Source organism: Parasphingorhabdus sp., assembly GCF_965233695.1.
Classification (GTDB): Bacteria; Pseudomonadota; Alphaproteobacteria; order Sphingomonadales; family Sphingomonadaceae; genus Parasphingorhabdus.
This window is the reverse complement of the sequence record NZ_OZ247497.1, coordinates 3,856,029-3,877,612: the sequence shown is the minus strand read 5'-3', so window position 1 is coordinate 3,877,612 and position 21,584 is coordinate 3,856,029. Positions and strand designations below refer to the sequence as shown.

Genomic DNA, 21,584 nt, shown 5'->3' with positions numbered 1-21,584 from the left:
GTTTCACTTGCTGCGCGCCCGCAACAGAGCAAATAGCAGCCGATTGTCATATCGCCGAACCTCGCCGCGCATCAGGCCGCCATAGAAATAGGGTACGGTATAGCCTTCAATCGCCCGCGTGATGGCATGCTCACTGGCATTGTCATGTCCCATTTCCAGCGCCATGTCCCAGGCTGCGGCAAAGCTTTCTGCGCCTTCGCGTCCGCGCAATTTATAGGCGGAATCGCGGCTCATACCAACCGCCTTGGCCGCCGCCGAAACAATTCCAATTCGCGACAGTTGATAGATAAACTGGCGCTGGCGATCATCTGTCCAGCCGCGATAGCGTTTCACGGCCAAAGGAACGGGAGTGAAGAAGAGCGGATCGTCCTCACTTGCGATAGGCGCGGGGCGCACGGGGGATGTCTCTGTCATGACCATAATATGCCATAGCGACCGGCTTGTAGGAAAGAACAAAAAGGGAACTAACTAGTGCGAACGGCAAATCATGTCATCAGAAATGGTCCGTTTAACGGTATATTTTAAGACTTCTCTACTCCGCGTCTCCCTGCGGTACAGGCCGAAATCGCCGTTAGTTGCTGCCTTTCGTTTTTGGTAAAGAAAAGCTTAACCGAACAGGAGGCTTGCAACATGACAAAACAGATAGCGATGCGGATCAGCGCGGCGATATTGGTGATAGTGGGTTTTTCTGTTCTGGGCCTGATGGTGCTTGGCCTTGTTCGCGCGATTGCGGCAGAACCCATGGCTTCCGCGCCGGCACCGGCTGAAACGGAAGTGCAAGAGAAAATGGCCGCTGTGGCGGATCCGACCGATGTAGTGCCTGAACAGGAGCCAGCGCTCGTCCCTCAGACTGTTTCAAATTCTCCTTTTGTCGTGAAGCGCATCCTGCAGATCGACGAGCCGTTTGTGCATGGCTATTACAAATGGGATGATGAAGGCGTGCCAGATGGCGAGATTGTCATCACAGTCGACCTGAAAGCAGAATCCATATCGGTTTTCCGCGATGGCTATGAGATTGGTGCTGCGGTGATCAAATTTGGTGATGCGCTCAAACCGACGCCGACCGGTGTTTTCCCGATCACCCAAAAGAGCAAGGATCATGTCTCCAATATCTATCATGTGCCCATGCCCTATATGTTGCGGCTGACCAATGACGGTATTGCCATTCACGCCGCCGAGGTAAAATGGGGCTATGGCACACGCGGCTGTATCGGGGTGCCGGAAGAATTTGCGCGGCTATTGTTCGAGCAAGTCGAGCTTGGCGACCGAGTGATCGTGACCAATGGCAAAAGGCTGGGGCTCGGCGAACCGATTGTTGCTGGCTAGGTGCGGTCAGGCATTGACGGTCGAAAGCTGTGTTTTCACCTTGGTATTTTGACTGGCGAGATGATCTGCCAACCTGAGGCTCAGCGCCATGATGCCCAGCGTCGGATTGGCCCAGCCTGATGTCGGGAAAACCGAACTGCCGGCGACGTAGAGGTTGTTCACGCCATGTACGCGGCAATCCGCATCAACCACCCCCGTACGCGAAGATCCTGACATGCGGGTCGTGCCCATGTGATGATAGCCGCCCAAGGCATGTGCGGAAATCAGCGGATCGGTTGTCCATAACGTCTGTGCTTCGTCGAGCCAGGGCGCCGGATCGAAGCGGCCGATTCCCATATGTTCCAGCTGGTGCGCAAATTCGTGCATCATCACCCGGACGCTATGCTTGTCGAGCGCGGAAAAACGCCAGTCCAGCTCTGCCAGCGGCATGCCCAGTGCATCCCGGTCCTTGGCCAGTTTGATCCGGCTATCGGGATTGGGGGCCTGTTCCGCGCGGATAATCGCGGTCAAATCCCAACCCATGGCGGTCAGTACGCGGGGACGTACCGGGCCGGCCCATTCGTTGAAGCGGGTGATCCCTCTCTTGACGTTCAGCCATAGCGAGCGGTTTGTCTTGGTTGGCGACAATGAATGCTTCAGGCCGTTATAGGCTTTCACCGGCGCGACCATATTGGCTTGCGGTGCCTGTCGCGCGGCAATGGTGAAGGCGCTGTTCAATATCCCTTCACGCTGTTGCATGGCTGCAGTTGGCCTGATTAGTGCGGCGTGCAAATGGCCATTGCGATCGCGCATCCGGCCGTGGAGCATCTTGAACAACTGCCAGAATTGCCCCTTGGCCAGCCGCCCGCCGCGCGCATGGGGATGCTCCATGAAATAGCGGCCGACCTGATCATGGTGATTGCCGATATTGGTGGCGAGCAGCAATCGGGCATTGTCGATACCGCCAGCGGCCAGGATAAAATGTTTGGCGGTTATCAGGGCGTTACGGCCCGAAATATCCCTAACCGCGACGCTTTCTATAAGATCGCCGCCGTCTCCAGCATTGATCGCCGTGACGGTCGCATGCAACAGGATACGGACAGTTTTACTTTCTGCCAGATCGGTACATTTGCGCAGCGTAAATCGCTCTGTCTCAGGCGTGAATTGCCAGAAATCGGTGGTGAGACTGTCCTCTGCAAATCCCGGTGCCTGGCGTCCGAATTGCGGCCAGAGATTCTGTGATGATTGTCGCATTGGCAGGCCAAGCAGCGCGCGGGCATGGTCGTAATGCGGCCGCAACGCGTCGAGAGAAATCGGCCAGCCGCTATAGGGAACCCAGTCGCGGCGCTCGAAATCTATCGGGTTAAACTCGGCACAACGCCCGCCCCAGATGGCGGTTGTCCCGCCAAAGAAACGCAATCGTGAATCGGCAAGCGGGTAATAGTCATGGCCGGTGGACGGACCATCGGTCAAAGCCTGAATATCGGCTTCAAAATCAACGCCGCCGCTTTCCAGCAGCAAGATCCGCAATCCTGAATCCGCCAATTGCCGTGCGAGCGTGATGCCCGCTGCGCCTGCTCCTACAATGCAAATATCCGATTCGAACCGGGACGAAGGGTCACATGCCCTTAGGTCAATAATCACAATCCTGCCTCTTACAACAAGACTCGCGCGCGGTGCGCGAGTTACGACCCTACCAATCGGATTATATCACTAACAGGATGAACGGCACAGATATCAAATTGACTTGGCCGAAATTGTTAAATTGTCATTATTCTCGGCAGCATGAAGGAAAGATCAGGCGATTTCGACAAAGCTGTCCAGAACGCGCTTCGGACCGCTTTTTTCAAACTCTATTTCCAGCTTGTTGCCTTCTTTTTCCATCACTTCACCATAGCCGAATTTGGTGTGGAAGACCCGCATGCCGACGGTGACATCATCACGGCCCTTATTACCCAGAGACACCGCACTGCGCCGGGCCTCCTTGATATTTTTGGGCGTGCTGTCGAAGCTTCCGGTATTGCGAGCGCGCTTCCATCCCGGTCCGCGTGTGGAGCCACGAGCCGCATCGGCAAAGGGATCGGCGCGTTCCGACCAATTGGCGCGCCACAGGCTTTCGCCGCCCATCATGCTGGATTCTTCTTCAATATGTTCCGGCGGCAATTCACCAATGAAGCGGGAAGGGATGGAGCTGGTCCATTGACCATAAATACGCCGGTTGGCGGCATGGAAGATGGTGCATTTTTTCTTCGCTCGCGTAATCGCGACATAGGCGAGACGGCGTTCTTCTTCGAGGCTGGCGATGCCGCCTTCGTCAAGACTGCGCTGGGATGGAAACACGCCTTCCTCCCAACCGGCGCAAAAGACATGGTCAAATTCCAGACCCTTGGCCCCGTGCATGGTCATGATCGTAACCTTGGCTTCATGATCGGCCGCATCATTGTCCATTACCAGGCTGACATGCTCCAGAAAATCGCCCAGCGTTTCATATTCTTCCATTGCGCGGGTTAGCTCGGTGAGGTTTTCCAGCCTTCCAGCGGCTTCGGGCGTGCGATCCGCCTGCAACATGGTGGTATAGCCACATTCATCGAGGACGATCCGCGCCAGTTCAGCATGGGGCAGTTCATCGGCATTGGTGCGCCATCTGGCGAAACTGCGCATTAAATCCTGAAGCGTGGTTCTCGCCCGCGCGGGTAATTCGTCCGTATCGCAAATGCTAAGCGCTGCTGCGGCCAGCGGTATGCCTTGCGCTCGGGCCAGCCGGTGGACTTTTTCCACAGTTTTATCCCCAAGCCCACGTTTGGGCACATTGACGATCCGCTCAAAGGCGAGATCATCTGCCGGCTGCGCTATCACACGCAGATAGGCGAGGGCGTCGCGAATTTCTGCCCGCTCGTAGAATCGAAAGCCGCCGATAATCTTGTACGGCATGCCGATGGAGATGAACCGGTCCTCAAACTCGCGCGTCTGAAACTGCGCGCGAACGAGGATTGCCATGTCATTGAGCGAGACGCCCTTGTTCTGCAGGCTCTCCATTTCTTCGCCGGTTCGCCGCGCTTCTTCGGGGCCATCCCAGACCCCGGTGACTTGCACCTTGTCGCCTTCCTGTTCCTCGGTCCAAAGGGTCTTGCCGAGACGGCCGCTATTGTTCGCGATCAGTGCGGAAGCAGCGGCCAGGATATGCGGTGTAGAGCGATAGTTCTGCTCCAGCTTGACGACCTTGGCATCGGGAAAATCTTTCTCGAAGCGCAGGATATTGGCAACTTCTGCGCCGCGCCATGAATATATGCTTTGGTCATCATCGCCGACGCAGCAGATATTCTTGCGTTCCTGCGCGAGTAGCCGCAGCCAGAGATATTGGCTGCTATTCGTGTCCTGATATTCGTCGACGAGGATATATTTGAACCGCTCCTGATAGAGTTTCAATATCTCGCGATCGGTCTTCAGCAGGTTGAGAATATGCAACAAAAGATCGCCAAAATCGCAGGCATTGAGAACCTTTAGTCGCGCCTGATAGGCGGCATAAAATTCCTGACCGCGGCCATTGGCATAGCGCTCATTCTCATTGGCATCGAGATCGGTGGGGTTTAGCCCGCGGTTTTTCCATTGATCGATCAACCCGGCAAGCGCCCGAGCGGGCCAGCGTTTTTCGTCGAGCTCCTCCGCCTGAATCAACTGTTTCAGCAGGCGCAGCTGGTCGTCCGTATCGAGAATTGTGAAATTACTTTGCAGCCCGACCAGTTCGGCATGGCGGCGCAGCATTTTGGCACCGATGCTGTGAAAGGTTCCCAGCCACGGCATGCCTTCAACAGCATCGCCGACAATTGTACCAATTCGCTCCTTCATCTCCCGCGCGGCTTTGTTGGTAAAGGTCACCGCCAGAATTTCGGACGGCCAGGCCTTGCGAGAATAAACCAGATGCGCCAGCCGCCGGGTGAGGGCGGCCGTTTTACCGGTGCCGGCACCAGCCAGAACGAGCACCGGGCCCTCGGTGGTCAGCACAGCATCGCGTTGCGGCGCATTCAAGCCCCGTACATAGGGTGGATCGCTCTCGGCGGGCATGTTTACAGCATTGGTCACAGGTGAACAGTTAGGGAACATAGCAAGCGGCGGCAAGGCCAATATCACTTTTGACATGACCCAAGGGTCAGGTTGTAATCCTTGTTGCGGTGCACCAATTAGCTATCAACAGAAAAACTTCCCAGGATTTGGAACCGATAATGAGTAAAAGACTGATGTTTAGCGCGATACTCGCGACTGCTTTGATGGCGACGACGACATTTTATGCGCATTCGCAAAATGAACGGCAGGAAACTGCATCTGCTTTTGAGGCAGCGAATAGCTGACCTCTTGTGGCGGCAAGGCAACTAGGTGGGTCGCAAAATATGAAGCCTGGCCTTGCCGCTATCGCGTTGACTTTCCAACGTGAAACCGTTGACGCCGACCTCTTCCTTGCGAGACGTTTCAATAGCAATCCAGCTTGACGGTGCAAACCAGCCGTGACGACCCAATTTGTCAAGCGCAACCGCCCCCGCCCCGGTATCATAGGGCGGGTCCATCAATATCAGATCATAAGGTTTGCGAGCCGGTCCCAGCGCCAGAACCGAACCGATCCGAACATCCGCCTTTGCACCAAGCGTTTCGATGTTTTTCTCTAACGCTTTCAGAGCTTCACGGTCTTGCTCGACAAATGTGCAATGGGCCGCGCCGCGTGACAAAGCCTCTAGCCCAAGCGCACCAGACCCGGAAAACAGATCCAGCACTTGCAGATCGGCAAGATCGCCTAAACGGCTGGTCAGCATGGAAAATAGCCGCTCGCGGGTGCGGTCTGCGGTTGGACGGGTGGTTTCACCCTTGGGCGCAACAATTTTGCGTCCGCGCCAGTCGCCTGCGATAATCCGCATTATTCTCCAAACCTCATTTTAAGGTCCGCCGAAATTTTACCAGATCATGCTGGCGTACCGCCTCTATCTCGCCCTTGGCCAGATCACCCAACACGAACGGCCCGTAACGTGTGCGGATCAGGCGGGAGACTTTCAGACCAAGATGTTCAAGCACGCGCCGGACTTCGCGGTTTTTACCCTCTGTCAGAGTCATTTCAATCCACTGGTTGCGGCCGGTGCGGCGTTCCAGATTGGCTTCGATTGGGCCATAGTGCATGCCTTCGATAGTGATACCGCGATACAGTTCTTCAAGCTGGTTCTGCGTGATATCGCCAAAAGTTCGTGCGCGATAGGTGCGCTCGACACCGGTTTTAGGAAGCTCCATTTCGCGCTTGAACTCGCCATCGGTGGTCATCAACAACAGGCCTTCGGTATTCAGATCCAGTCGACCAATCGGCATGACCCGCTCCAGATCGTTCGGCAACACGTCATAAATGGTTTTCTTGCCTGAGGCATCGCGTTCGGCGGTGATATATCCATTGGGTTTGTGAAAACGGAACAGTTTGGCGGGCGCGGGTTCGGCGACGGTATTGCCGTCGACGGTAATCCCTGTGAGATTTTTGAGCAGCAATGAGGGATGCTCTACGGTTACGCCGTTGAGGGCAATCCGTTCCTCGCCAATCATGCGTTCAATTTCGCGGCGTGAGGCGACACCGGCACGGGCCAGTAATTTGGCAATGCGCTGCCCTTCGCGCACCTGCGTTTCGGGTGGCTTGGCTTTGGCAGGTTCTTGCTTTGCGCCACGTGTGGGCTTGGCTTTATAGATCTTGCCCGGTTCTTTGCCTGATTCGTTGTCTGTCATGATTTTGCGCATGGCGGAAAAAAAACTTTGTCGCAATCTGTAACCTGCGGGGTGGTGCCCGCGAATGACAAGATAGTTACTTGTAAGGAAGGCCTCTCGATGCGTCGAATAATATTGCCAGCAATGCTAGCAGGCGCTGCTTTTGCAGGCTTTATGGGTGCCCAGATTGCCCAGTCATCGAGCGGAGCGTCCGAACAGGGAACTACACCCGCGAAAAGCTCTGGCAACGAAACGGTTTCCCGAAATCCGGTCGTCGTTGAGCTGTTCACCAGTCAGGGATGCTCATCCTGTCCCCCTGCAGATATGCTGGCATCCCGGCTCGCAAAAGATGACTCCCTGCTGGTGATTTCGCGGCCTGTTACCTATTGGGACCGGCTGGGCTGGAAAGACACGCTGGCGCGGGAAGAAAATACCCGGTTGCAGCGGGCCTATGCCAGCAAAGGCAAGGCCGGATCGGGCGTCTATACACCGCAGGTCATCATAAATGGCGGCGGCGGAGCAGTGGGTTCGCGTGAAGGTGATATCCGGTCGCTGGTCCGTTTGGCGAGAAATGATGCTGGTCCGGTCATAGAGGCCATTCGCGACGACAACGGCGATGTTACTGTAACCGTCAGGGGCCAATCCCGCTATATGGCGGGCGTTTCGTTGCTTGCGCTGAGCTCCTCTGAAACCGTGCAAGTTGGCCGCGGCGAAAATGGCGGGCGCAAACTGCACTATGTCAACGTTGTGAAGAGCGAGCGTAATCTGGGCAGCTGGGACGGCACATCAATGCGGCTCAAGCTTTCAAACAAGGATCTAAATGTCTCCGGCGCCGATAAATATGCGATTATTGTCCAGCGACCGGGCTCAGGTCCGATTGTGGGCGCCAAGCTGCTCGATATTTAAGCTATCTGCAAAAATCTGACTGGCTTTCGAAACATTTGCCGCTAGTGTTTCCCTCAGTTTGAGGGAGAGTATGGCGTGAGTGGACAAATAGCAGACATCGGATGGCGGAAAATATTGCCCACCGGTGTCAGGCCTTATAGTGAAGCCGCGCCGTTAGCGGCTTTTTTCCTGGGCATTTCGTCGGCGCTGCCGCTAACGATGATCGCGGCGACCCTCACAACGCGTCTGGCACAGGCGGGGATCGAGAAATCCACCGTTACGGCCTTTGCGCTGACGTTTCTTGCCTATAATTTCAAATGGCTGTGGGCACCGATTATTGACGTAGTCAAACTGCCGATCATCGGGCGGATGGGCCAGCGCCTTTCGTGGCTGATCCTGACCGCGGCATTAGCCATGGCAGCGATTATTTATCTGGGGACACTGGATCCCCGAGCAGATATTGTTGCGGTGGCCGTGGCCGCCATCATGGTGGGTATAGCCGGGGCGACTTTTGACGTTGTTATTGACGCCTATCGCATCGAACTACTGGAACCGGAACAATTGGGCGTCGGGTCCGGGATGTCACAATATGGCTGGCGCATCGGCGCTGCTTCGGCGGGTGCAGTGGCGCTGGTCATAGCGGCCCGCAGCAACTGGTCGATCGCTTATTATGTCTGTTCACTATTCGCGCTGTTCGCCGTGATTGTAGGGCTGATCATGAGAGAACCTAGCAGACGTCAAGAGCCCAAGCCACTTAAAGGTCCGATCCAGGCGGCCATTGCTTATGCCAGCCCACTAGTTGAGTTTTTCAAACGCTCTGGTGCTCCTGTGGTTTTGCTTTTCGTACTGGTGCATAAAATTGGCGACACGCTGGCCAATTTGACGTTCCGGCTGCTGTTTGAAGATCTGGGATTTACTAATGACGAGATTGCTTTTTACGATGTCAGCCTTGGCTTCGTTGCCTTTCTGGTCGGCATATTTGTAGGCGGCATTGTCTATTCCCGTTTGGGCATGAAAAAAGCGGTTATGCTGAGCCTCGTCTTGATGGCGGTCAGCAACCTCTCATTTGCAGGGTTGGCGGCGAGCGGCCATAATAACTGGGCTATGGCAGCCGCCATCGGCTTTGAAAATTTTGCCAGTGGTATCGGTGGTGTGGCTGTGGTGGCATATCTCTCGGCACTTTGTAATTTGAGCTTCACGGCGACCCAGTTTGCGTTGCTGTCAGCGGCGGCCAGTATATTGGGACGTTTCCTGACCGGGACGACCGCAGGATCGCTGATCGAGTGGATGGGTTATGTCAATTTCTACCTATTGACGACGCTGGCGGCTTTCCCCGGGGTGATCATGTTCTGGCTGATGATCCGGTCTGGATTGGTGGACCGATCCTTGGGTACAGCGGGTACCGAACATGCGGTTGACGACGAGGCAGAAAAAGCAACCTAATCCGGTAGTTGCCGATTAGCCGCCAAAACAGTGCCAGCCAGATAGAGTGACCCGGCAATCAGTACCGTTTCGGGGTTTTGCGTGGCTATGCTGTTTAATGCTTCCGCAGCATTTGGTGACTTTGAAACAGGCGCTGCAACGCCCACGAAATCAGCCATTCCATGCGCCTCATGGCCCTCTATGGGAACCACTGTAATGCTTGCAATTTTCGCCCTAAGCGGCGCGATGATCGCGGTGGGGTCTTTATTGGCGAGCATCCCGATGACCAGATGGATGGAACCGTCGGGGTGGCCGTCGAAATGAGACGCCAAGGCTTCGCCGGCGTTAAGATTATGCCCACCATCGAGCCACGTTTTGGTGTCCTCTGGAAGAATATCTCGCAGCGGGCCCGGTGACAGCCTCTGCAAGCGCGCTGGCCATTTTGCCCATCCCATGGCCGCGCGGAACGCGGCTTCGGATATTTCGATCTTATCCTGATGACGCAGCATCGCGATGGCGAGCGCGGCATTGTCTGCCTGATGCGCGCCTGCCAAGGCGGGGAGGGGAAGCGTCAATTTTCCCTGATCATCGCGATAATGGAGCTGGTCTTCGTAAACAGCGGCATCCCATTGCCCACCGCGCGGCAGATATTGCGCGCCGACTGCTGCCGCATGGCCGGAAATGGCCTCCGCCATGTCATCCCCGTACTTCTGGGTGAGCAAGGCTACGCCGGGTTTTGCAATGCCGGCTTTCTCCCATGCTATACGTACCATTGCGTCGGTCGGAGTCCCCGCTTCCGGAGACAGCAAAAATTCCTTGTGATCAATGCCGAGTGCCGCCATTCCCGTGGCGGCTGGCCGGGGTACGATGTTCGTGGCGTCTAGTCTGCCGCCCAGACCGACTTCCAAAATGCATGCATCAGCGGGTGTTTCGGCAAACGCGATCAAGGCCGCCGCAGTTGTCGCTTCAAAAAAACTGGGGTTTATATCTTCGCTGCCATCAAGCACGCGAGCGAGTAACTCAGCCAGATATTCATCCTCGATAAGCGATCCCGCGAGCCTGATCCGTTCATTGAAGCGAACCAGATGCGGGCTGGTATAGACATGTGCTTTCAGGCCTTCGGCTTCCACTGCCGCGCGTAAAAAGGCGCAGGTGGACCCTTTGCCATTGGTCCCGGCAACATGGAAAACAGGCGGCAGCTTCAGATGCGGATTGCCGACGCGCTCCATAACAGCGCTGATCCGCTCCAGCCCCAGAACGTCGCGTCCCGGTGACAATAGCGAGAGCCGATCGAGTTGTTTCTGAACCGCCGGATGGTCGGAGCGCGCACCGTCTGCCATTATCTCCCACGGCCCTTCATGGGACAGGGCCACAGAGAGGGGGGTATCGGAGACGGTCTGCACAACCCCCTCTCCCTAACCCTCTCCCCTGAAGGGGAGGGGGGACTCATGCAGCCGTTTTCCAGGCCATGAGATAGCCCATGATCTGGGCCAATTTGGCGCGCAATTCCTTGCGGTGCACAATCATGTCGAGCATGCCATGTTCTAAATAATATTCGGAAGTTTGGAAGTCATCGGGCAGTTTCTCACGGATTGTATTTTCAATCACGCGTCTGCCAGTAAATGCCAATGTTGCATCCGGCTCAGCCAATTGAACATCGCCCAACATAGCATAGGCAGCCATTACGCCGCCCGATGTCGGATCGGTTAGGACGACAATATAGGGTATGCCTGCTTCTCGCATCATTGAGATTGCAACCGTTGTTTTCGGCATTTGCATCAAGGACAACGTGCCTTCCTGCATTCGCGCTCCACCCGAAGCCGTAAACACAATATAAGGACATTGATCGTTTATGGCACGTTGAGCACCGGCAACGAATGCCTCGCCGAGCGCGAGGCCCATGGAGCCTCCCATGAAAGCGAAATCCTGAACTCCAACGACGCATTTCTCGCCCTCGATAGTACCGACAATATTTATAAACGCATCTTGCTCGCCTGTTTTGGCCCGCGCTTCTTTGAGCCGATCGCTATATTTTTTCTGATCTTTGAACTTCAGCGGATCTTCCTGAACCGCTCGAAACGGAATGATCTTCCAGCTATTCTCGTCCATGATCTGGGCGAAGCGGGTCATCGGCCCAATGCGGCCATGATGCTCGCATTTCGGGCAGATATGCATATTGTCCTCAAATTCCTTGAGGAACACCATTGCTTCGCATTTCTTGCATTTGTGCCAGAGGTTATCCGGCGTTTCCTTTTTGGTGATCGAAGCGATCTTGTTACGAACATTGCTAAGCCAAGACATGCGTCAATTCCCCAGATTTTTATCGTGCGCTTCTGATAGCATCAGAAAGTGATTTTACATAGTCTTTGACATGCGGCGCAGCAGCAGCGCCATGTTCCGCGATGATCTCGACAATCGCTGAGCCAACGACAACGCCATCGGCAACGCGCGCGATATCAGCGGCTTGTTCGGGCGTGCGAACCCCGAAGCCCACGGCGACGGGAAGGTCGGTTCCGGCTTTGAGGCGTGCGACCGCCTCTTCGATGCTGGCCTGCGCCGCCTGTTGCAGTCCGGTTATGCCCGCCACAGAAACATAATAGAGAAAGCCCGAGGCATTGTTCAGGATTTCCGGCAAGCGTTCGGCATCGGTCGTTGGTGTGGCGAGACGGATCACGGCGACATCTTTGGCCCGCAAACTATCGCCCAGGCTATCATCTTCCTCGACCGGAATATCGACACAGATCACCCCATCAACGCCTGCGTTAACACAAGCATCGGCAAACCAGTCGGCGCCGCGGATCGTCATCGGATTGGCATAGCCCATCAGGACGAGCGGTACCTTAGGATGGCGTTCCCGGAAAGCAGTCGCAATGTTCAATATGTCGGCGGTTTTTGTGCCAGCGCTTAGGCTGCGAATATTCGCAGCCTGAATGGCTGGGCCGTCGGCCATCGGGTCGGTGAAGGGCATGCCGAGTTCGATGATATCCGCTCCGCCTTCGACGAGAGCGTCAAGGATGGCGCCGGTATCTGCGGCGGTCGGGTCACCGCCGGTGACGAAGGCGACAAGGGCTGCGCGATCCGTTGGGAAGGCGTTTGAGAGACGTGTCATTTAAGAGACTCCCCCTCCCTTAATCCCTCCCCTGAAGGGGCGGGAGATAGAATAGCCCTCTCCCCTTCAGGGGAGAGGGTTGGGAGAGGGGCAGTCATCTGATCAATCACTGCATCTAGCCGTTCCAAAACACCGCTCAAATTTTTCATCACGTCCCTGTTTGAAAATCGTATCACTTGATAGCCTTGCCCTTGCAGATATGCTGTTCTTTTTGCGTCATATATTTCATGCTTGGAATGCGTATCACCATCTAACTCAATTACCAGCTTTGGTTCACGAGCGGCGAAGTCGGCAATATATGACCCGATCACTTTTTGCTTTCTGAATTTAATATTGCGAAATCGCTTTGCACGTAACTCAAACCATAATTTCATCTCTGGTTCCGTCATTTCCCGGCGCATCTGCTTGGCATATTCGACTAATCTGGGATCACGCATTTGACTTCCCCCTCTCCCAACCCTCTCCCCTGAAGGGGAGAGGGCTATTGAGTTTCAAATCTCTGTCCCCAAAGCCTCGGCAACCGTGAAGATATCCTTGTCCCCGCGACCGCAGAGATTGGCGAGAATGATCTGATCTCGGTCCATCTTCACGGCTTCGCGTGTAACCGCTGCGATAGCGTGAGAAGGTTCCAGTGCCGGAATAATCCCTTCGGTACTGCACAAGAGCTGAAAGCCTTCCAGCGCTTCCGTATCGGTCACGCTGTCATAGCGCACACGGCCTGATTCTTTCAGCCAGCTATGCTCCGGACCAATGCCGGGATAGTCGAGGCCAGCGCTGATCGAATGGGCTTCGTCAATCTGGCCGTCTTCGTCCTGCAGCAGATAGGTCTTGTTACCGTGCAATATGCCAGGCTTGCCGCCGGCCAGCGATGCGGCATGTTCTTTTTCCAGACCATGGCCCGCCGCTTCAATGCCCAACATTTCAACATCGGGATCATCCAGAAACGGATGGAACAGGCCAATGGCATTAGACCCGCCGCCAATGGCCGCGACCAGCATATCGGGCAGGCGACCTGTACGCGCCAGCATCTGTTCGCGCGCTTCGCGGCCGATCACGCTCTGAAAATCGCGGACCAGTTCGGGATAGGGATGGGGGCCAGCGGCAGTGCCGATAATGTAGAACGTGTCGTGCACATTGGCGACCCAGTCGCGCAGCGCGTCATTCATGGCGTCCTTCAGCGTCGCCGAGCCACTGGTCACTGGCACGACCTCTGCGCCTAGCAACCGCATCCGGAAAATATTCGGTTTCTGCCGCTCAATATCGGTCGCGCCCATATAGATCACGCAGGGCAGGCCGAAGCGGGCGCAGACAGTCGCTGTCGCCACACCATGCTGACCCGCGCCAGTTTCGGCGATGATCCGAGTCTTGCCCATGCGTTTGGCGAGCAAAATCTGGCCGATGCAATTGTTGATCTTGTGCGCGCCGGTATGGTTGAGCTCGTCGCGCTTGAACCAAATTTGTGCGCCTTTGCCCTCTGGCGCGTCTTTCCGGACATGATCGGTCAGGCGTTCGGCAAAATAGAGCGGGCTGGGACGTCCGACATAATGTTCCAGCAGGTCATCAAATTCTTCCGCAAAGGCCGGATCGGCTTGCGCCGCGCGATAATGCTTCTCCAGATCAAGGATCAAGGGCATCAGCGTTTCGGCCACATAGCGCCCGCCAAATTGGCCAAAATGGCCGCGTTCGTCTGGTTGGTTGCGGAAGCTGTTCGAGAGTTTATCTTGTTTGGTCATATGTGCGAACCGCTTGGCAAAAGGCAGCGATTCTGTCCACATCTTTGACGCCCGGTGCTGATTCCACGCCCGAGGAGACATCAACAAGCGGCGGACTTGTGGCTTCCATCGCGCTTATGATGTTATCGCTGTCCAGACCGCCAGCGAGACCCCATGGAAGTTTGTGATCATGCCCCTTCAGAACAGACCAGTCAAAGCGCGTTCCTGTGCCACCGGGAAGGGCCTTTGCCGGGGCGTCAAACAACAGCCGGTCAGCGGCATCATCGAACCGGCTACTTTTTGCCAGTGTTTCTTTGTCGCGCAAGCCCAGTGCTTTCCAAACCTCGACATTGCTTTGATCGCGCACCAGTTTGATCCATTCGGGGGTTTCACTGCCATGAAACTGGATCACGTCGGGGCGGACAAAGTTGATGGCGTGGCCGGTCAGTTTCGGATCCGCGTTGACGAGCAACAAGACTGTCTTCAATGATTCCGGGGCAGCTGCGCGCAGTTCAGCTGCGCGTTCCAGCGACACGTGACGCGGGCTTTTCTCGAAATGCACGAGGCCGATATAATCGGCTCCGGCATCAGCAGCGGCGTTGATTGTCGCGATGTCGGACAGGCCGCATATTTTTATCCGGGTTTTCATCGGCTGGCTTAGAGCGTTGCTTCAATTGATCGCGCTGCGGCATTGGGGTCTTCCGCCGCCGTAATCGGGCGGCCAATGACCAGAACGCTGGCGCCATTATCGCGGGCAGCGCGCGGCGTTACCGTGCGTTTCTGATCTCCGGCTTTGCCATTGGCAGGGCGCAGGCCGGGCACCACAAAATAGCCCTCTTTCCATATTTTATGCGCCGCACCGACTTCATTGCCGGAACAGACAATGCCGTCCAGTCCGGCTTCGGCTGCGAGATTGGCAAGGCGCTCGACCTGATCATGGGGAGTGCCGTTATACCCGATCTTGCCCATGTCATTTTGATCAAGAGAGGTCAGCAACGTGACGCCCACGACTTTGGTGTTGCTGCCAGCCGCGGCCTTGGCATCTTCCATCATAGCCCGTCCGCCAGACGCATGAACGGTGACGATCGCGGGTTCGAGGACATTGATCGCCTGCATCGCTTTGGCGACTGTATTGGGAATGTCGTGGAGTTTCAGATCGAGAAAAATAGGCAGGCCGATTTTCTGGATTTCATGCACGCCGTGATGGCCATTGGCACAGAAAAATTCGAGACCGAGTTTCAAACCGCCGACATGGCCGTTGATCGATTTGGACAGTGCAACGGCTTTGTCCAATATCGGGGTATCAAGAGCAACAAATATCGGATTACTCATGCGCCTGTAGCCTTGTCATCTTTTGCGAGCGACGAAATAGCGGGTTCAGGCTCTGCAATCTGTTTCTTGTTCAAGTCGAGCGGTGCTTCAGCTTTTGCTTGCGGTGTTGGCGCTGGCGTTGGTCGTGTCGAAGCTGCACTGCTTGCAGATGTCGGCGCTTGAGCAGGGCGAGCCGCAGACTCCAATGTTTTGATCCGGCGGTTGAGTCGCCATTTGGATGCACGATGGATCAGCCATATCGGCACAAATCCGAGCAAGAATGCGCCAATTACCAGAACGGGTAATTTGGTATCGATGCGGGTATTATCCCAGATCAGCACGGATGTTGGTGACCAGTTATTGACCGCAAAAACAACCAATATGACCGCCAATATCACCCAGAAAAGCGTTTTTATAAACTGCATGCAAGACCCTTATTTGCGATTTTCTTTACATATTACGCTTAAATGTGACCAGTGACCAGAGCTGTTACCATTTTGGGTTCAACCAGTCGGTCATTCACCGAAAACGCGTTCAAAAATCGTGTCGATATGCTTGAAGTGATAGTCCAGATTAAAGCTCTCTTCCAGTTCTTCATGGGAAAGCTTGGCAGTCACGTCGCTATCCGCCTTGAGAAGATCGAGCAAAGCAATTTCGCCATCGGATTCCCAGACCTTCATCGCATTGCGTTGCACGATACGATAACTGTCCTCGCGGCTGATACCCGCTTGTGTGAGCGCCAGCAGCACACGCTGGGAATGCACAAGGCCGCCCATCCGGTCGAGATTTTTCTGCATGCGTTCTGGGTAAATGAGGAGCTTTTCCACCACACCGGTCAGCCGGGCTAGTGCAAAGTCCAGCGTGATGGTGGCGTCAGGGCCAATCATCCGTTCGACTGAACTGTGAGAGATATCGCGTTCATGCCACAAAGCCACATTTTCCATTGCCGGCAGGGCATAGCTGCGCACCATCCGGGCAAGTCCGGTCAGATTTTCGGTGAGGATCGGGTTGCGTTTGTGCGGCATTGCGCTGGAGCCTTTTTGGCCGGGAGAGAAATATTCCTCGGCCTCCAGGACTTCGGTGCGCTGCAAATGGCGGATTTCAACGGCCAGTCGTTCCACTGATGAAGCAATGACGGCCAATGTCGCAAAATATTGCGCATGGCGATCCCGCGGAATGACCTGTGTCGAGACCGGCTCGATTTCCAGACCCATCTTTTCAGCGACATGCGCTTCGACCTTGGGATCGATATTGGCGAATGTGCCAACCGCGCCGGAAATCGCACAGGTCGCGATTTCCTTGCGCGCCAGAACCAGCCGTTCCCGGTTCCGTTCAAACTCGGCATAGGCCTGCGCCAGTTTCATGCCGAACGTGACCGGCTCGCCATGAATGCCGTGGCTGCGGCCTATGGTCGGGGTCAGCTTATGCTCGTAAGCGCGGGTTTTGATGGCGGCGAGCAGCTTGTCGATGTCATCAAGCAATATATCCGTGGCGCGGGTCAGCTGGACGGCCACGCAGGTGTCGAGCACATCGCTTGATGTCATGCCCTGGTGCATGAAGCGGGCTTCTTCGCCAACATTTTCCGCAACATTGGTCAGGAAGGCGATGACGTCATGTTTTACTTCACGTTCAATCTCGTCGATCCGCGCGACATCAAATTTGCCTTTGGCCCAAATCGCTTTGGCTGCATCCTTTGGCACGACACCCAGTTCAGCGAGGGCATCGGTCGCATGCGCCTCTATCTCGAACCAGATCTGGAATTTGGATTCAGGTTCCCAAATGGCAACCATATCGGGGCGGGAATAGCGCGGGATCATTTTTTCTTTCCTTGAAACTGAAAAAGCTGGTTTAATCTGGTCATAGCATGATCAGAGATTTGCCGACCCGCTAGCAGCTACATTATGAGTCGGCAACGTGGATCATTGGGGAGAAAATTATGCGTCTGGCAGTATTAACCGGTGGCGGCGATGTTCCTGGCCTTAACCCTTGTATCCGTTCGATTGCCATGGCTGCCTGGCAGCGCGGTTGGGATGTGATTGGCTTGCGCCGCGGCTGGGAAGGGGTTCTTGAAACCGACCCGACCGATCCGTGGTCGCTGGAAAATTCGGCGATGGTTCTCGACAAGGATGCGGTGCGCGGCATTGACCGGCAGGGCGGAACCATATTGCACAGCTCACGCTGCGATCCCCGGACGACCAGCGAAGGCGACCAGACGCAAAAGGTTCTTGATATACTCGACGCACTGAAGGTCGATGCACTGATTACGATGGGCGGCGATGGTACATTGCGGTTTTCAGCCCATCTCGCTAGCTTGGGGCGCAACGTCATTTCTATCCCGAAGACCATGGATAATGACGTGTTCGGTACGGATTATTGCATAGGCTTTTCAACCGCTGTCACCCGATCTGTTGCAGCGATAAATGCGCTCAGAACAACGGTCGCGAGCCATGAACGGATTGCGGTTATCGAGCTTTTTGGCCGCCGGTCTGGTGAAACAGCCTTATTATCCGGCTTTTTGTCGCAAGCGGACCGTACAGTAATCGCCGAGGTGCCCGCCGATATCGACGTGCTGTTGCCGCTGCTGCTGAAGGACAAAGCGAGCAATCCCGAAAGCTATGCCATCTGTCTGGTGTCGGAAGGGGCCAAATTGGCTGGCAGCCAAACAGATGATGGCGAGATCAGCAAATCCAATACCAATCGTGTCGGCGTCAATATCGGTACACAATTGGCGAGAGAAATTGAGGCGCGGTCGCCGGAACGCACAATCGTGCAAGAGCTGGCCTATCTGATGCGCGCCGGTGAACCGGACGCGATGGACCGGATGGTCGGTTTTGCCTTTGGTGCGCTGGCCGTGCAACTGATCGAGGAAGGCCGCACGTCCAACATGGTCTGTCTGGAAGATGGTAATTATGGTGTCGTACCCATTGGTACGCTGCTCGGCGGAACGAAGGGCGTTAACGTATCGGGTCTTTACGACGCGCGCGAATATCGCGCTAATCTCGTGCAAGTTGAAGGCATGCCGATGTTTCTATATTGATTTGATTTTTGAGTATGTTGCGGCAGCTGTAACTATAAAGCGGTTTCGGCGAATAGGGTGATGAGGGGATCACGAAATGACTATTGATCAAACCGTATTGCAAGAAGAACGCCTGTCACCCTTTTTGCGCGTTACGCTTCGTATATGGGTGAAGACATATCGATCCATCATCGCTCTAATCAGTCCGGTTTTTGACCTGCTTGTCCGGTTATTCGTCGCGCAGGCGATATTCCGCTCGGGCGTGGTGAAGCTCTCTGACTGGGACACGGCACTAAGCCTGGCGCGTTTTGAATATCCCGTTTCATGGATGGCACCTGAGACAGCGGCTGTAATTGGTGTGACGATAGAGATTGTTGCACCGATATTGCTTTTGTTTGGCTTTTTCACACGCGGGGCCGCTTTGGCCATTCTTATCCTGTTGGCAATAAGCCAGATCGAATATATTCCAACGGATCTTAATCTCTGGCTGATCGCGATTTTGGGTTGGTATGTCCTGCGAGGTGCTGGCGGTTTTTCTTTTGATCGCGCCGTAGCTGGCGGATTGGGCGGTAGTGCCTTGCCATTCGCACAGCCGGTTATGAGGTTGTTCCAGTTTTTGACGGACGTCGGAGCACCTATGTGGTTGTGTGTTTTGCGGATATGGCTGGCAGTGACCCTTCTGGCGACCGCCGGTATGATCAACATGGCGGGCTCAGAGATATTCTTACCGGTCAGGAGCTTAGTCGGCATTAGTCCGGTATTGGCAATTATTCTGACGTTATCATTGGTTATCGGATTGGTTGTTCCAATCACGGGACTGGCACTGATAATCACCCTCAGCACTTTGGCGGTGATGGGGCTGCATCCCGATTTGACGCTTTACCCGATGCTGCTTTTTGGATTGATGATCGTTTTCGGTGCTGGCTATTTATCTGTCGACCGGATGATTTCCAACTGGCTGGAACATAATATCCTGTTTGATCGCAAATATGAGGATGTTCCGGAGCACTGGCCGCATATTGTTGTCGTTGGTGCCGGGTTCGGCGGATTGGCTTGCGTGGCCAAATTGAAGAACCTGCCAGTACGTATCACTCTCATCGACCGGCATAATTATCATTTGTTCCAGCCGCTGCTCTATCAAATCGCGACAGCCGCGCTGTCGCCGGCCGACGTGGCTACCCCGATCCGGGGGCTGTTCCGCAACGATGGCAATGTCCGGGTCCTGCTGGGTGAGGTTAGAAGTGTCGACAGCAAAGCAAAGACACTGACCTATGGTCAAAACAGTCTGGAATATGATCATCTGGTTCTCGCAACCGGCGCTTCCCATAGCTATTTTGGCAAAGATGAATGGGCGCCTTTTGCCCCAGGTCTGAAAACCATCGAAGACGGTGTGTCGGTCCGCGCGCATGTTTTGCGTGCCTTCGAAAGGGCTGAATCGTCCAATGATCCAGAGCGCGTGAAACGCCTGCTGACATTTGTTGTTGTCGGGGCAGGGCCTACCGGGGTGGAATTAGCAGGTGCGATTGCCGAATTGGCCCATCACGGACTCAAGGATGAATTCAGTCGTATTGACCCCGCGGAAGCACAAATTATTCTCGTGCAATCGGGTGATCGGATATTGCCAGCCTTTCCCGAAGATCTCTCTGCGCACGCGGCAGCCTCACTCAGCAACTTGGGCGTTGATATCCGGCTGAAATCGCGCGTGACTGATATTGCTGCCGATCGTGTGAAAATTGGTGATGATATTGAAATTGCAACCGAAACCGTGCTTTGGGCGGCAGGTGTTATCGCTTCTCCAGCAGGACAATGGCTTGAAGCCGACACCGATCGCGCAGGCCGTGTTGCTGTCGATGACTATATGAGGGTTGCAGGGCATGACAATGTCTTTGCTATTGGCGATACGGCGGGCAGCAATGCATGGGACGGCAATCCCGTTCCCGGACTGGCTCCTGCAGCCAAGCAAGCCGGTGTCTATGTGGCAAACTATATTCAAAAACAGCTTTTGGATGACAAACAAATCGCGCCCTTCCGATATAAGCATCAGGGCAGCCTTGCGACAATCGGTCGCAAAAGCGCTGTCGCGGATTTTGGTTTTATGAAATTGCACGGTGCGCTGGCCTGGTGGTTATGGGGTGCGGTGCATGTCGGTTTCCTCTCCGGGATGCGGAACCGGATTTCGGTATTGGTAAACTGGATATGGTCCTATTTCACCTTGCAACTCGGTATCCGCCTGATCACGGGCAAGGATAGCGGTGCTTAGGGCGCTTTTAGATCAGGCCCTTTGAACGGAAGGATATGTGACCATCTTTGCCGATAATGATATGGTCATGAACAGCGATGCCCAGTTTTCTTCCGGCGGCGCATATATCTTTGGTGATGGCGATATCCTGACGGCTGGGCGTGCTATCTCCGCTGGGGTGGTTGTGGACCAAAATAATCGCTGCGGATCCCAGTTCCAGTGCACGTTTGATAACTTCGCGGGTATAAATGGCTGCTTGGTCGATTGAACCTTCGCTGACCAGTTCGTCACGGATTAAACGGTTCTTGCTGTTGAGGTGCAGAACCCGCACCCGTTCGTGGACAAGATGCGCCATATCCGCTCGCAGATAGTCGAGCAAAGCCTGCCAACTCGTTAGAATTGGTTGTTCACGGACCGGTTCAGAAATCATGCGGAGCGCGGCAGCCTGAACGATTTTAATTGCGGCTGTGCTGTTTTCACCCATTCCCGGTACCTTCTTGATGGATTCGCCATCAGCGGTCAGAAGCGCAGCCACACTACCAAATGTATCGATAAGGTTTTTTGCCAAAGGTTTGGTGTCTTGCCGCCTTATCGTCAAAGCAAGTATATATTCCACGAGCTCGTGGTCCAAAAGTGCCTCGCTGCCTCCGTTTAGCAAGCGTTGGCGCAACCTTGCGCGATGACCTTCACCGTGATGGCCTTTCGTGTTTTTCGGGCTTTTTTTTGCTTTATCCAGAGCAGGCATGGCCGAATAATAGACCGTTTGCCCGGGAATGGGACAAGAAAGCCCGCTAACTTCCTGAAATGGCCGAATATGTCCAATTCCAGGGAAAAGACGGAAAAACTGCTCACCCTCGCACT

Annotated in this window: 21 protein-coding genes; 6 read left to right on the top strand and 15 right to left on the bottom strand. The window is 54.9% G+C overall.

Annotated features, from left to right (window positions below):
• Positions 1–3 precede the first annotated feature (3 nt).
• Positions 4–414, bottom strand: coding sequence for a hypothetical protein (locus ACO6S1_RS18525; protein WP_422344018.1), 411 nt, complete (start codon positions 412–414; stop codon positions 4–6).
• Between the two features lie 216 nt (positions 415–630).
• Between ACO6S1_RS18525 and ACO6S1_RS18520 the strand changes: the two genes are divergently transcribed.
• Complete coding sequence (locus ACO6S1_RS18520; RefSeq protein ID WP_422344017.1) at positions 631–1,326, top strand: L,D-transpeptidase family protein; 696 nt, start codon at positions 631–633, stop codon at positions 1,324–1,326.
• 6 nt (positions 1,327–1,332) lie between these two features.
• On the opposite strand, the gene ACO6S1_RS18515 is transcribed toward ACO6S1_RS18520, so the two are convergent.
• Positions 1,333–2,949 carry an FAD-dependent oxidoreductase gene (locus ACO6S1_RS18515; protein WP_422344016.1) on the bottom strand — a complete coding sequence of 539 codons (1,617 nt, stop codon included), beginning with the start codon at positions 2,947–2,949 and terminating at the stop codon, positions 1,333–1,335.
• A gap of 153 nt (positions 2,950–3,102) precedes the next feature.
• Positions 3,103–5,367: an ATP-dependent helicase gene (locus tag ACO6S1_RS18510; protein WP_422346238.1), complete on the bottom strand. Its 2,265-nt coding sequence runs from the start codon at positions 5,365–5,367 to the stop codon at positions 3,103–3,105.
• A gap of 158 nt (positions 5,368–5,525) precedes the next feature.
• On the opposite strand from ACO6S1_RS18510, the gene ACO6S1_RS18505 reads away from it, so the two are divergent.
• Positions 5,526–5,651 (top strand): hypothetical protein, encoded by a 126-nt coding sequence (locus ACO6S1_RS18505; RefSeq protein WP_422344015.1) that lies wholly within the window; start codon positions 5,526–5,528, stop codon positions 5,649–5,651.
• Positions 5,652–5,672: 21 nt separating this feature from the next.
• On the opposite strand, the gene rsmD is transcribed toward ACO6S1_RS18505, so the two are convergent.
• Positions 5,673–6,209 carry a 16S rRNA (guanine(966)-N(2))-methyltransferase RsmD gene (gene rsmD, locus ACO6S1_RS18500; protein WP_422344014.1) on the bottom strand — a complete coding sequence of 179 codons (537 nt, stop codon included), beginning with the start codon at positions 6,207–6,209 and terminating at the stop codon, positions 5,673–5,675.
• A 13-nt stretch (positions 6,210–6,222) separates the two neighbouring features.
• Entirely contained in the window at positions 6,223–7,050 is an 828-nt protein-coding gene (locus tag ACO6S1_RS18495; protein ID WP_422344013.1) for a pseudouridine synthase, read from the bottom strand.
• Between the two features lie 99 nt (positions 7,051–7,149).
• Between ACO6S1_RS18495 and ACO6S1_RS18490 the strand changes: the two genes are divergently transcribed.
• Positions 7,150–7,935, top strand: a complete 786-nt coding sequence (locus ACO6S1_RS18490; protein ID WP_422344012.1) for a DUF1223 domain-containing protein — start codon at positions 7,150–7,152, stop codon at positions 7,933–7,935.
• Positions 7,936–8,010: 75 nt separating this feature from the next.
• Positions 8,011–9,357, top strand: a complete 1,347-nt coding sequence (locus tag ACO6S1_RS18485; protein WP_422344011.1) for an AmpG family muropeptide MFS transporter — start codon at positions 8,011–8,013, stop codon at positions 9,355–9,357.
• On the opposite strand, the gene ACO6S1_RS18480 is transcribed toward ACO6S1_RS18485, so the two are convergent.
• The 9 genes from ACO6S1_RS18480 to purB form a co-directional block, all read right to left on the bottom strand.
• Positions 9,354–10,676 carry a bifunctional folylpolyglutamate synthase/dihydrofolate synthase gene (locus ACO6S1_RS18480; protein ID WP_422346237.1) on the bottom strand — a complete coding sequence of 441 codons (1,323 nt, stop codon included), beginning with the start codon at positions 10,674–10,676 and terminating at the stop codon, positions 9,354–9,356. The two genes, ACO6S1_RS18485 and ACO6S1_RS18480, sit on opposite strands and share 4 nt — an antisense overlap.
• Positions 10,677–10,782: 106 nt before the next feature.
• Positions 10,783–11,637: an acetyl-CoA carboxylase, carboxyltransferase subunit beta gene (gene accD / locus ACO6S1_RS18475; RefSeq protein WP_422344010.1), complete on the bottom strand. Its 855-nt coding sequence runs from the start codon at positions 11,635–11,637 to the stop codon at positions 10,783–10,785.
• 19 nt (positions 11,638–11,656) lie between these two features.
• Positions 11,657–12,445: a tryptophan synthase subunit alpha gene (gene trpA / locus ACO6S1_RS18470; protein ID WP_422344009.1), complete on the bottom strand. Its 789-nt coding sequence runs from the start codon at positions 12,443–12,445 to the stop codon at positions 11,657–11,659.
• Positions 12,442–12,882 (bottom strand): endonuclease domain-containing protein, encoded by a 441-nt coding sequence (locus tag ACO6S1_RS18465; protein ID WP_422344008.1) that lies wholly within the window; start codon positions 12,880–12,882, stop codon positions 12,442–12,444. Before ACO6S1_RS18465 ends, trpA begins: the two co-directional genes overlap by 4 nt.
• Before the next feature lie 54 nt (positions 12,883–12,936).
• Positions 12,937–14,178, bottom strand: a complete 1,242-nt coding sequence (trpB, locus tag ACO6S1_RS18460; protein WP_422344007.1) for a tryptophan synthase subunit beta — start codon at positions 14,176–14,178, stop codon at positions 12,937–12,939.
• Positions 14,162–14,806, bottom strand: a complete 645-nt coding sequence (locus ACO6S1_RS18455) for a phosphoribosylanthranilate isomerase (RefSeq protein WP_422344006.1) — start codon at positions 14,804–14,806, stop codon at positions 14,162–14,164. The genes trpB and ACO6S1_RS18455 overlap by 17 nt, the downstream gene beginning before the upstream one ends.
• Positions 14,807–14,814: 8 nt before the next feature.
• Positions 14,815–15,489 (bottom strand): orotidine-5'-phosphate decarboxylase, encoded by a 675-nt coding sequence (gene pyrF / locus ACO6S1_RS18450; protein ID WP_422344005.1) that lies wholly within the window; start codon positions 15,487–15,489, stop codon positions 14,815–14,817.
• The gene (locus ACO6S1_RS18445) at positions 15,486–15,893 is read right to left on the bottom strand and encodes a hypothetical protein (protein ID WP_422344004.1); all 408 of its coding nucleotides are present in this window, start codon (positions 15,891–15,893) and stop codon (positions 15,486–15,488) included. The genes pyrF and ACO6S1_RS18445 overlap by 4 nt, the downstream gene beginning before the upstream one ends.
• A gap of 90 nt (positions 15,894–15,983) precedes the next feature.
• On the bottom strand, positions 15,984–17,285 hold the full coding sequence (gene purB, locus ACO6S1_RS18440; protein WP_422344003.1) for an adenylosuccinate lyase: 1,302 nt from the start codon (positions 17,283–17,285) through the stop codon (positions 15,984–15,986).
• 119 nt (positions 17,286–17,404) lie between these two features.
• On the opposite strand from purB, the gene ACO6S1_RS18435 reads away from it, so the two are divergent.
• Both ACO6S1_RS18435 and ACO6S1_RS18430 read left to right on the top strand, forming a co-directional pair.
• Positions 17,405–18,505 carry a 6-phosphofructokinase gene (locus ACO6S1_RS18435; RefSeq protein WP_422344002.1) on the top strand — a complete coding sequence of 367 codons (1,101 nt, stop codon included), beginning with the start codon at positions 17,405–17,407 and terminating at the stop codon, positions 18,503–18,505.
• 76 nt (positions 18,506–18,581) lie between these two features.
• Positions 18,582–20,744 carry an FAD-dependent oxidoreductase gene (locus ACO6S1_RS18430; RefSeq protein WP_422344001.1) on the top strand — a complete coding sequence of 721 codons (2,163 nt, stop codon included), beginning with the start codon at positions 18,582–18,584 and terminating at the stop codon, positions 20,742–20,744.
• Between the two features lie 7 nt (positions 20,745–20,751).
• Here the strand turns inward: ACO6S1_RS18430 and radC are convergent, their stop codons facing one another.
• Positions 20,752–21,468, bottom strand: coding sequence for a RadC family protein (gene radC, locus ACO6S1_RS18425; protein WP_422344000.1), 717 nt, complete (start codon positions 21,466–21,468; stop codon positions 20,752–20,754).
• Between the last annotated feature and the right edge of the window lie 116 nt (positions 21,469–21,584).

Coding starts and splice junctions, on each gene's coding strand:
- radC (WP_422344000.1), bottom strand. CDS start 21,468: ATGCCTGCTCTGGATAAAGCAAAAAAAAGCCCGAAAAACACGAAAGGC.
- ACO6S1_RS18480 (WP_422346237.1), bottom strand. CDS start 10,676: ATGGCAGACGGTGCGCGCTCCGACCATCCGGCGGTTCAGAAACAACTC.
- ACO6S1_RS18505 (WP_422344015.1), top strand. CDS start 5,526: ATGAGTAAAAGACTGATGTTTAGCGCGATACTCGCGACTGCTTTGATG.
- ACO6S1_RS18455 (WP_422344006.1), bottom strand. CDS start 14,806: ATGAAAACCCGGATAAAAATATGCGGCCTGTCCGACATCGCGACAATC.
- ACO6S1_RS18490 (WP_422344012.1), top strand. CDS start 7,150: ATGCGTCGAATAATATTGCCAGCAATGCTAGCAGGCGCTGCTTTTGCA.
- purB (WP_422344003.1), bottom strand. CDS start 17,285: ATGATCCCGCGCTATTCCCGCCCCGATATGGTTGCCATTTGGGAACCT.
- pyrF (WP_422344005.1), bottom strand. CDS start 15,489: ATGAGTAATCCGATATTTGTTGCTCTTGATACCCCGATATTGGACAAA.
- trpA (WP_422344009.1), bottom strand. CDS start 12,445: ATGACACGTCTCTCAAACGCCTTCCCAACGGATCGCGCAGCCCTTGTC.
- ACO6S1_RS18430 (WP_422344001.1), top strand. CDS start 18,582: ATGACTATTGATCAAACCGTATTGCAAGAAGAACGCCTGTCACCCTTT.
- ACO6S1_RS18465 (WP_422344008.1), bottom strand. CDS start 12,882: ATGCGTGATCCCAGATTAGTCGAATATGCCAAGCAGATGCGCCGGGAA.
- ACO6S1_RS18520 (WP_422344017.1), top strand. CDS start 631: ATGACAAAACAGATAGCGATGCGGATCAGCGCGGCGATATTGGTGATA.
- ACO6S1_RS18445 (WP_422344004.1), bottom strand. CDS start 15,893: ATGCAGTTTATAAAAACGCTTTTCTGGGTGATATTGGCGGTCATATTG.
- ACO6S1_RS18495 (WP_422344013.1), bottom strand. CDS start 7,050: ATGACAGACAACGAATCAGGCAAAGAACCGGGCAAGATCTATAAAGCC.
- ACO6S1_RS18525 (WP_422344018.1), bottom strand. CDS start 414: ATGACAGAGACATCCCCCGTGCGCCCCGCGCCTATCGCAAGTGAGGAC.
- accD (WP_422344010.1), bottom strand. CDS start 11,637: ATGTCTTGGCTTAGCAATGTTCGTAACAAGATCGCTTCGATCACCAAA.
- trpB (WP_422344007.1), bottom strand. CDS start 14,178: ATGACCAAACAAGATAAACTCTCGAACAGCTTCCGCAACCAACCAGAC.
- ACO6S1_RS18510 (WP_422346238.1), bottom strand. CDS start 5,367: ATGCCCGCCGAGAGCGATCCACCCTATGTACGGGGCTTGAATGCGCCG.
- rsmD (WP_422344014.1), bottom strand. CDS start 6,209: ATGCGGATTATCGCAGGCGACTGGCGCGGACGCAAAATTGTTGCGCCC.
- ACO6S1_RS18435 (WP_422344002.1), top strand. CDS start 17,405: ATGCGTCTGGCAGTATTAACCGGTGGCGGCGATGTTCCTGGCCTTAAC.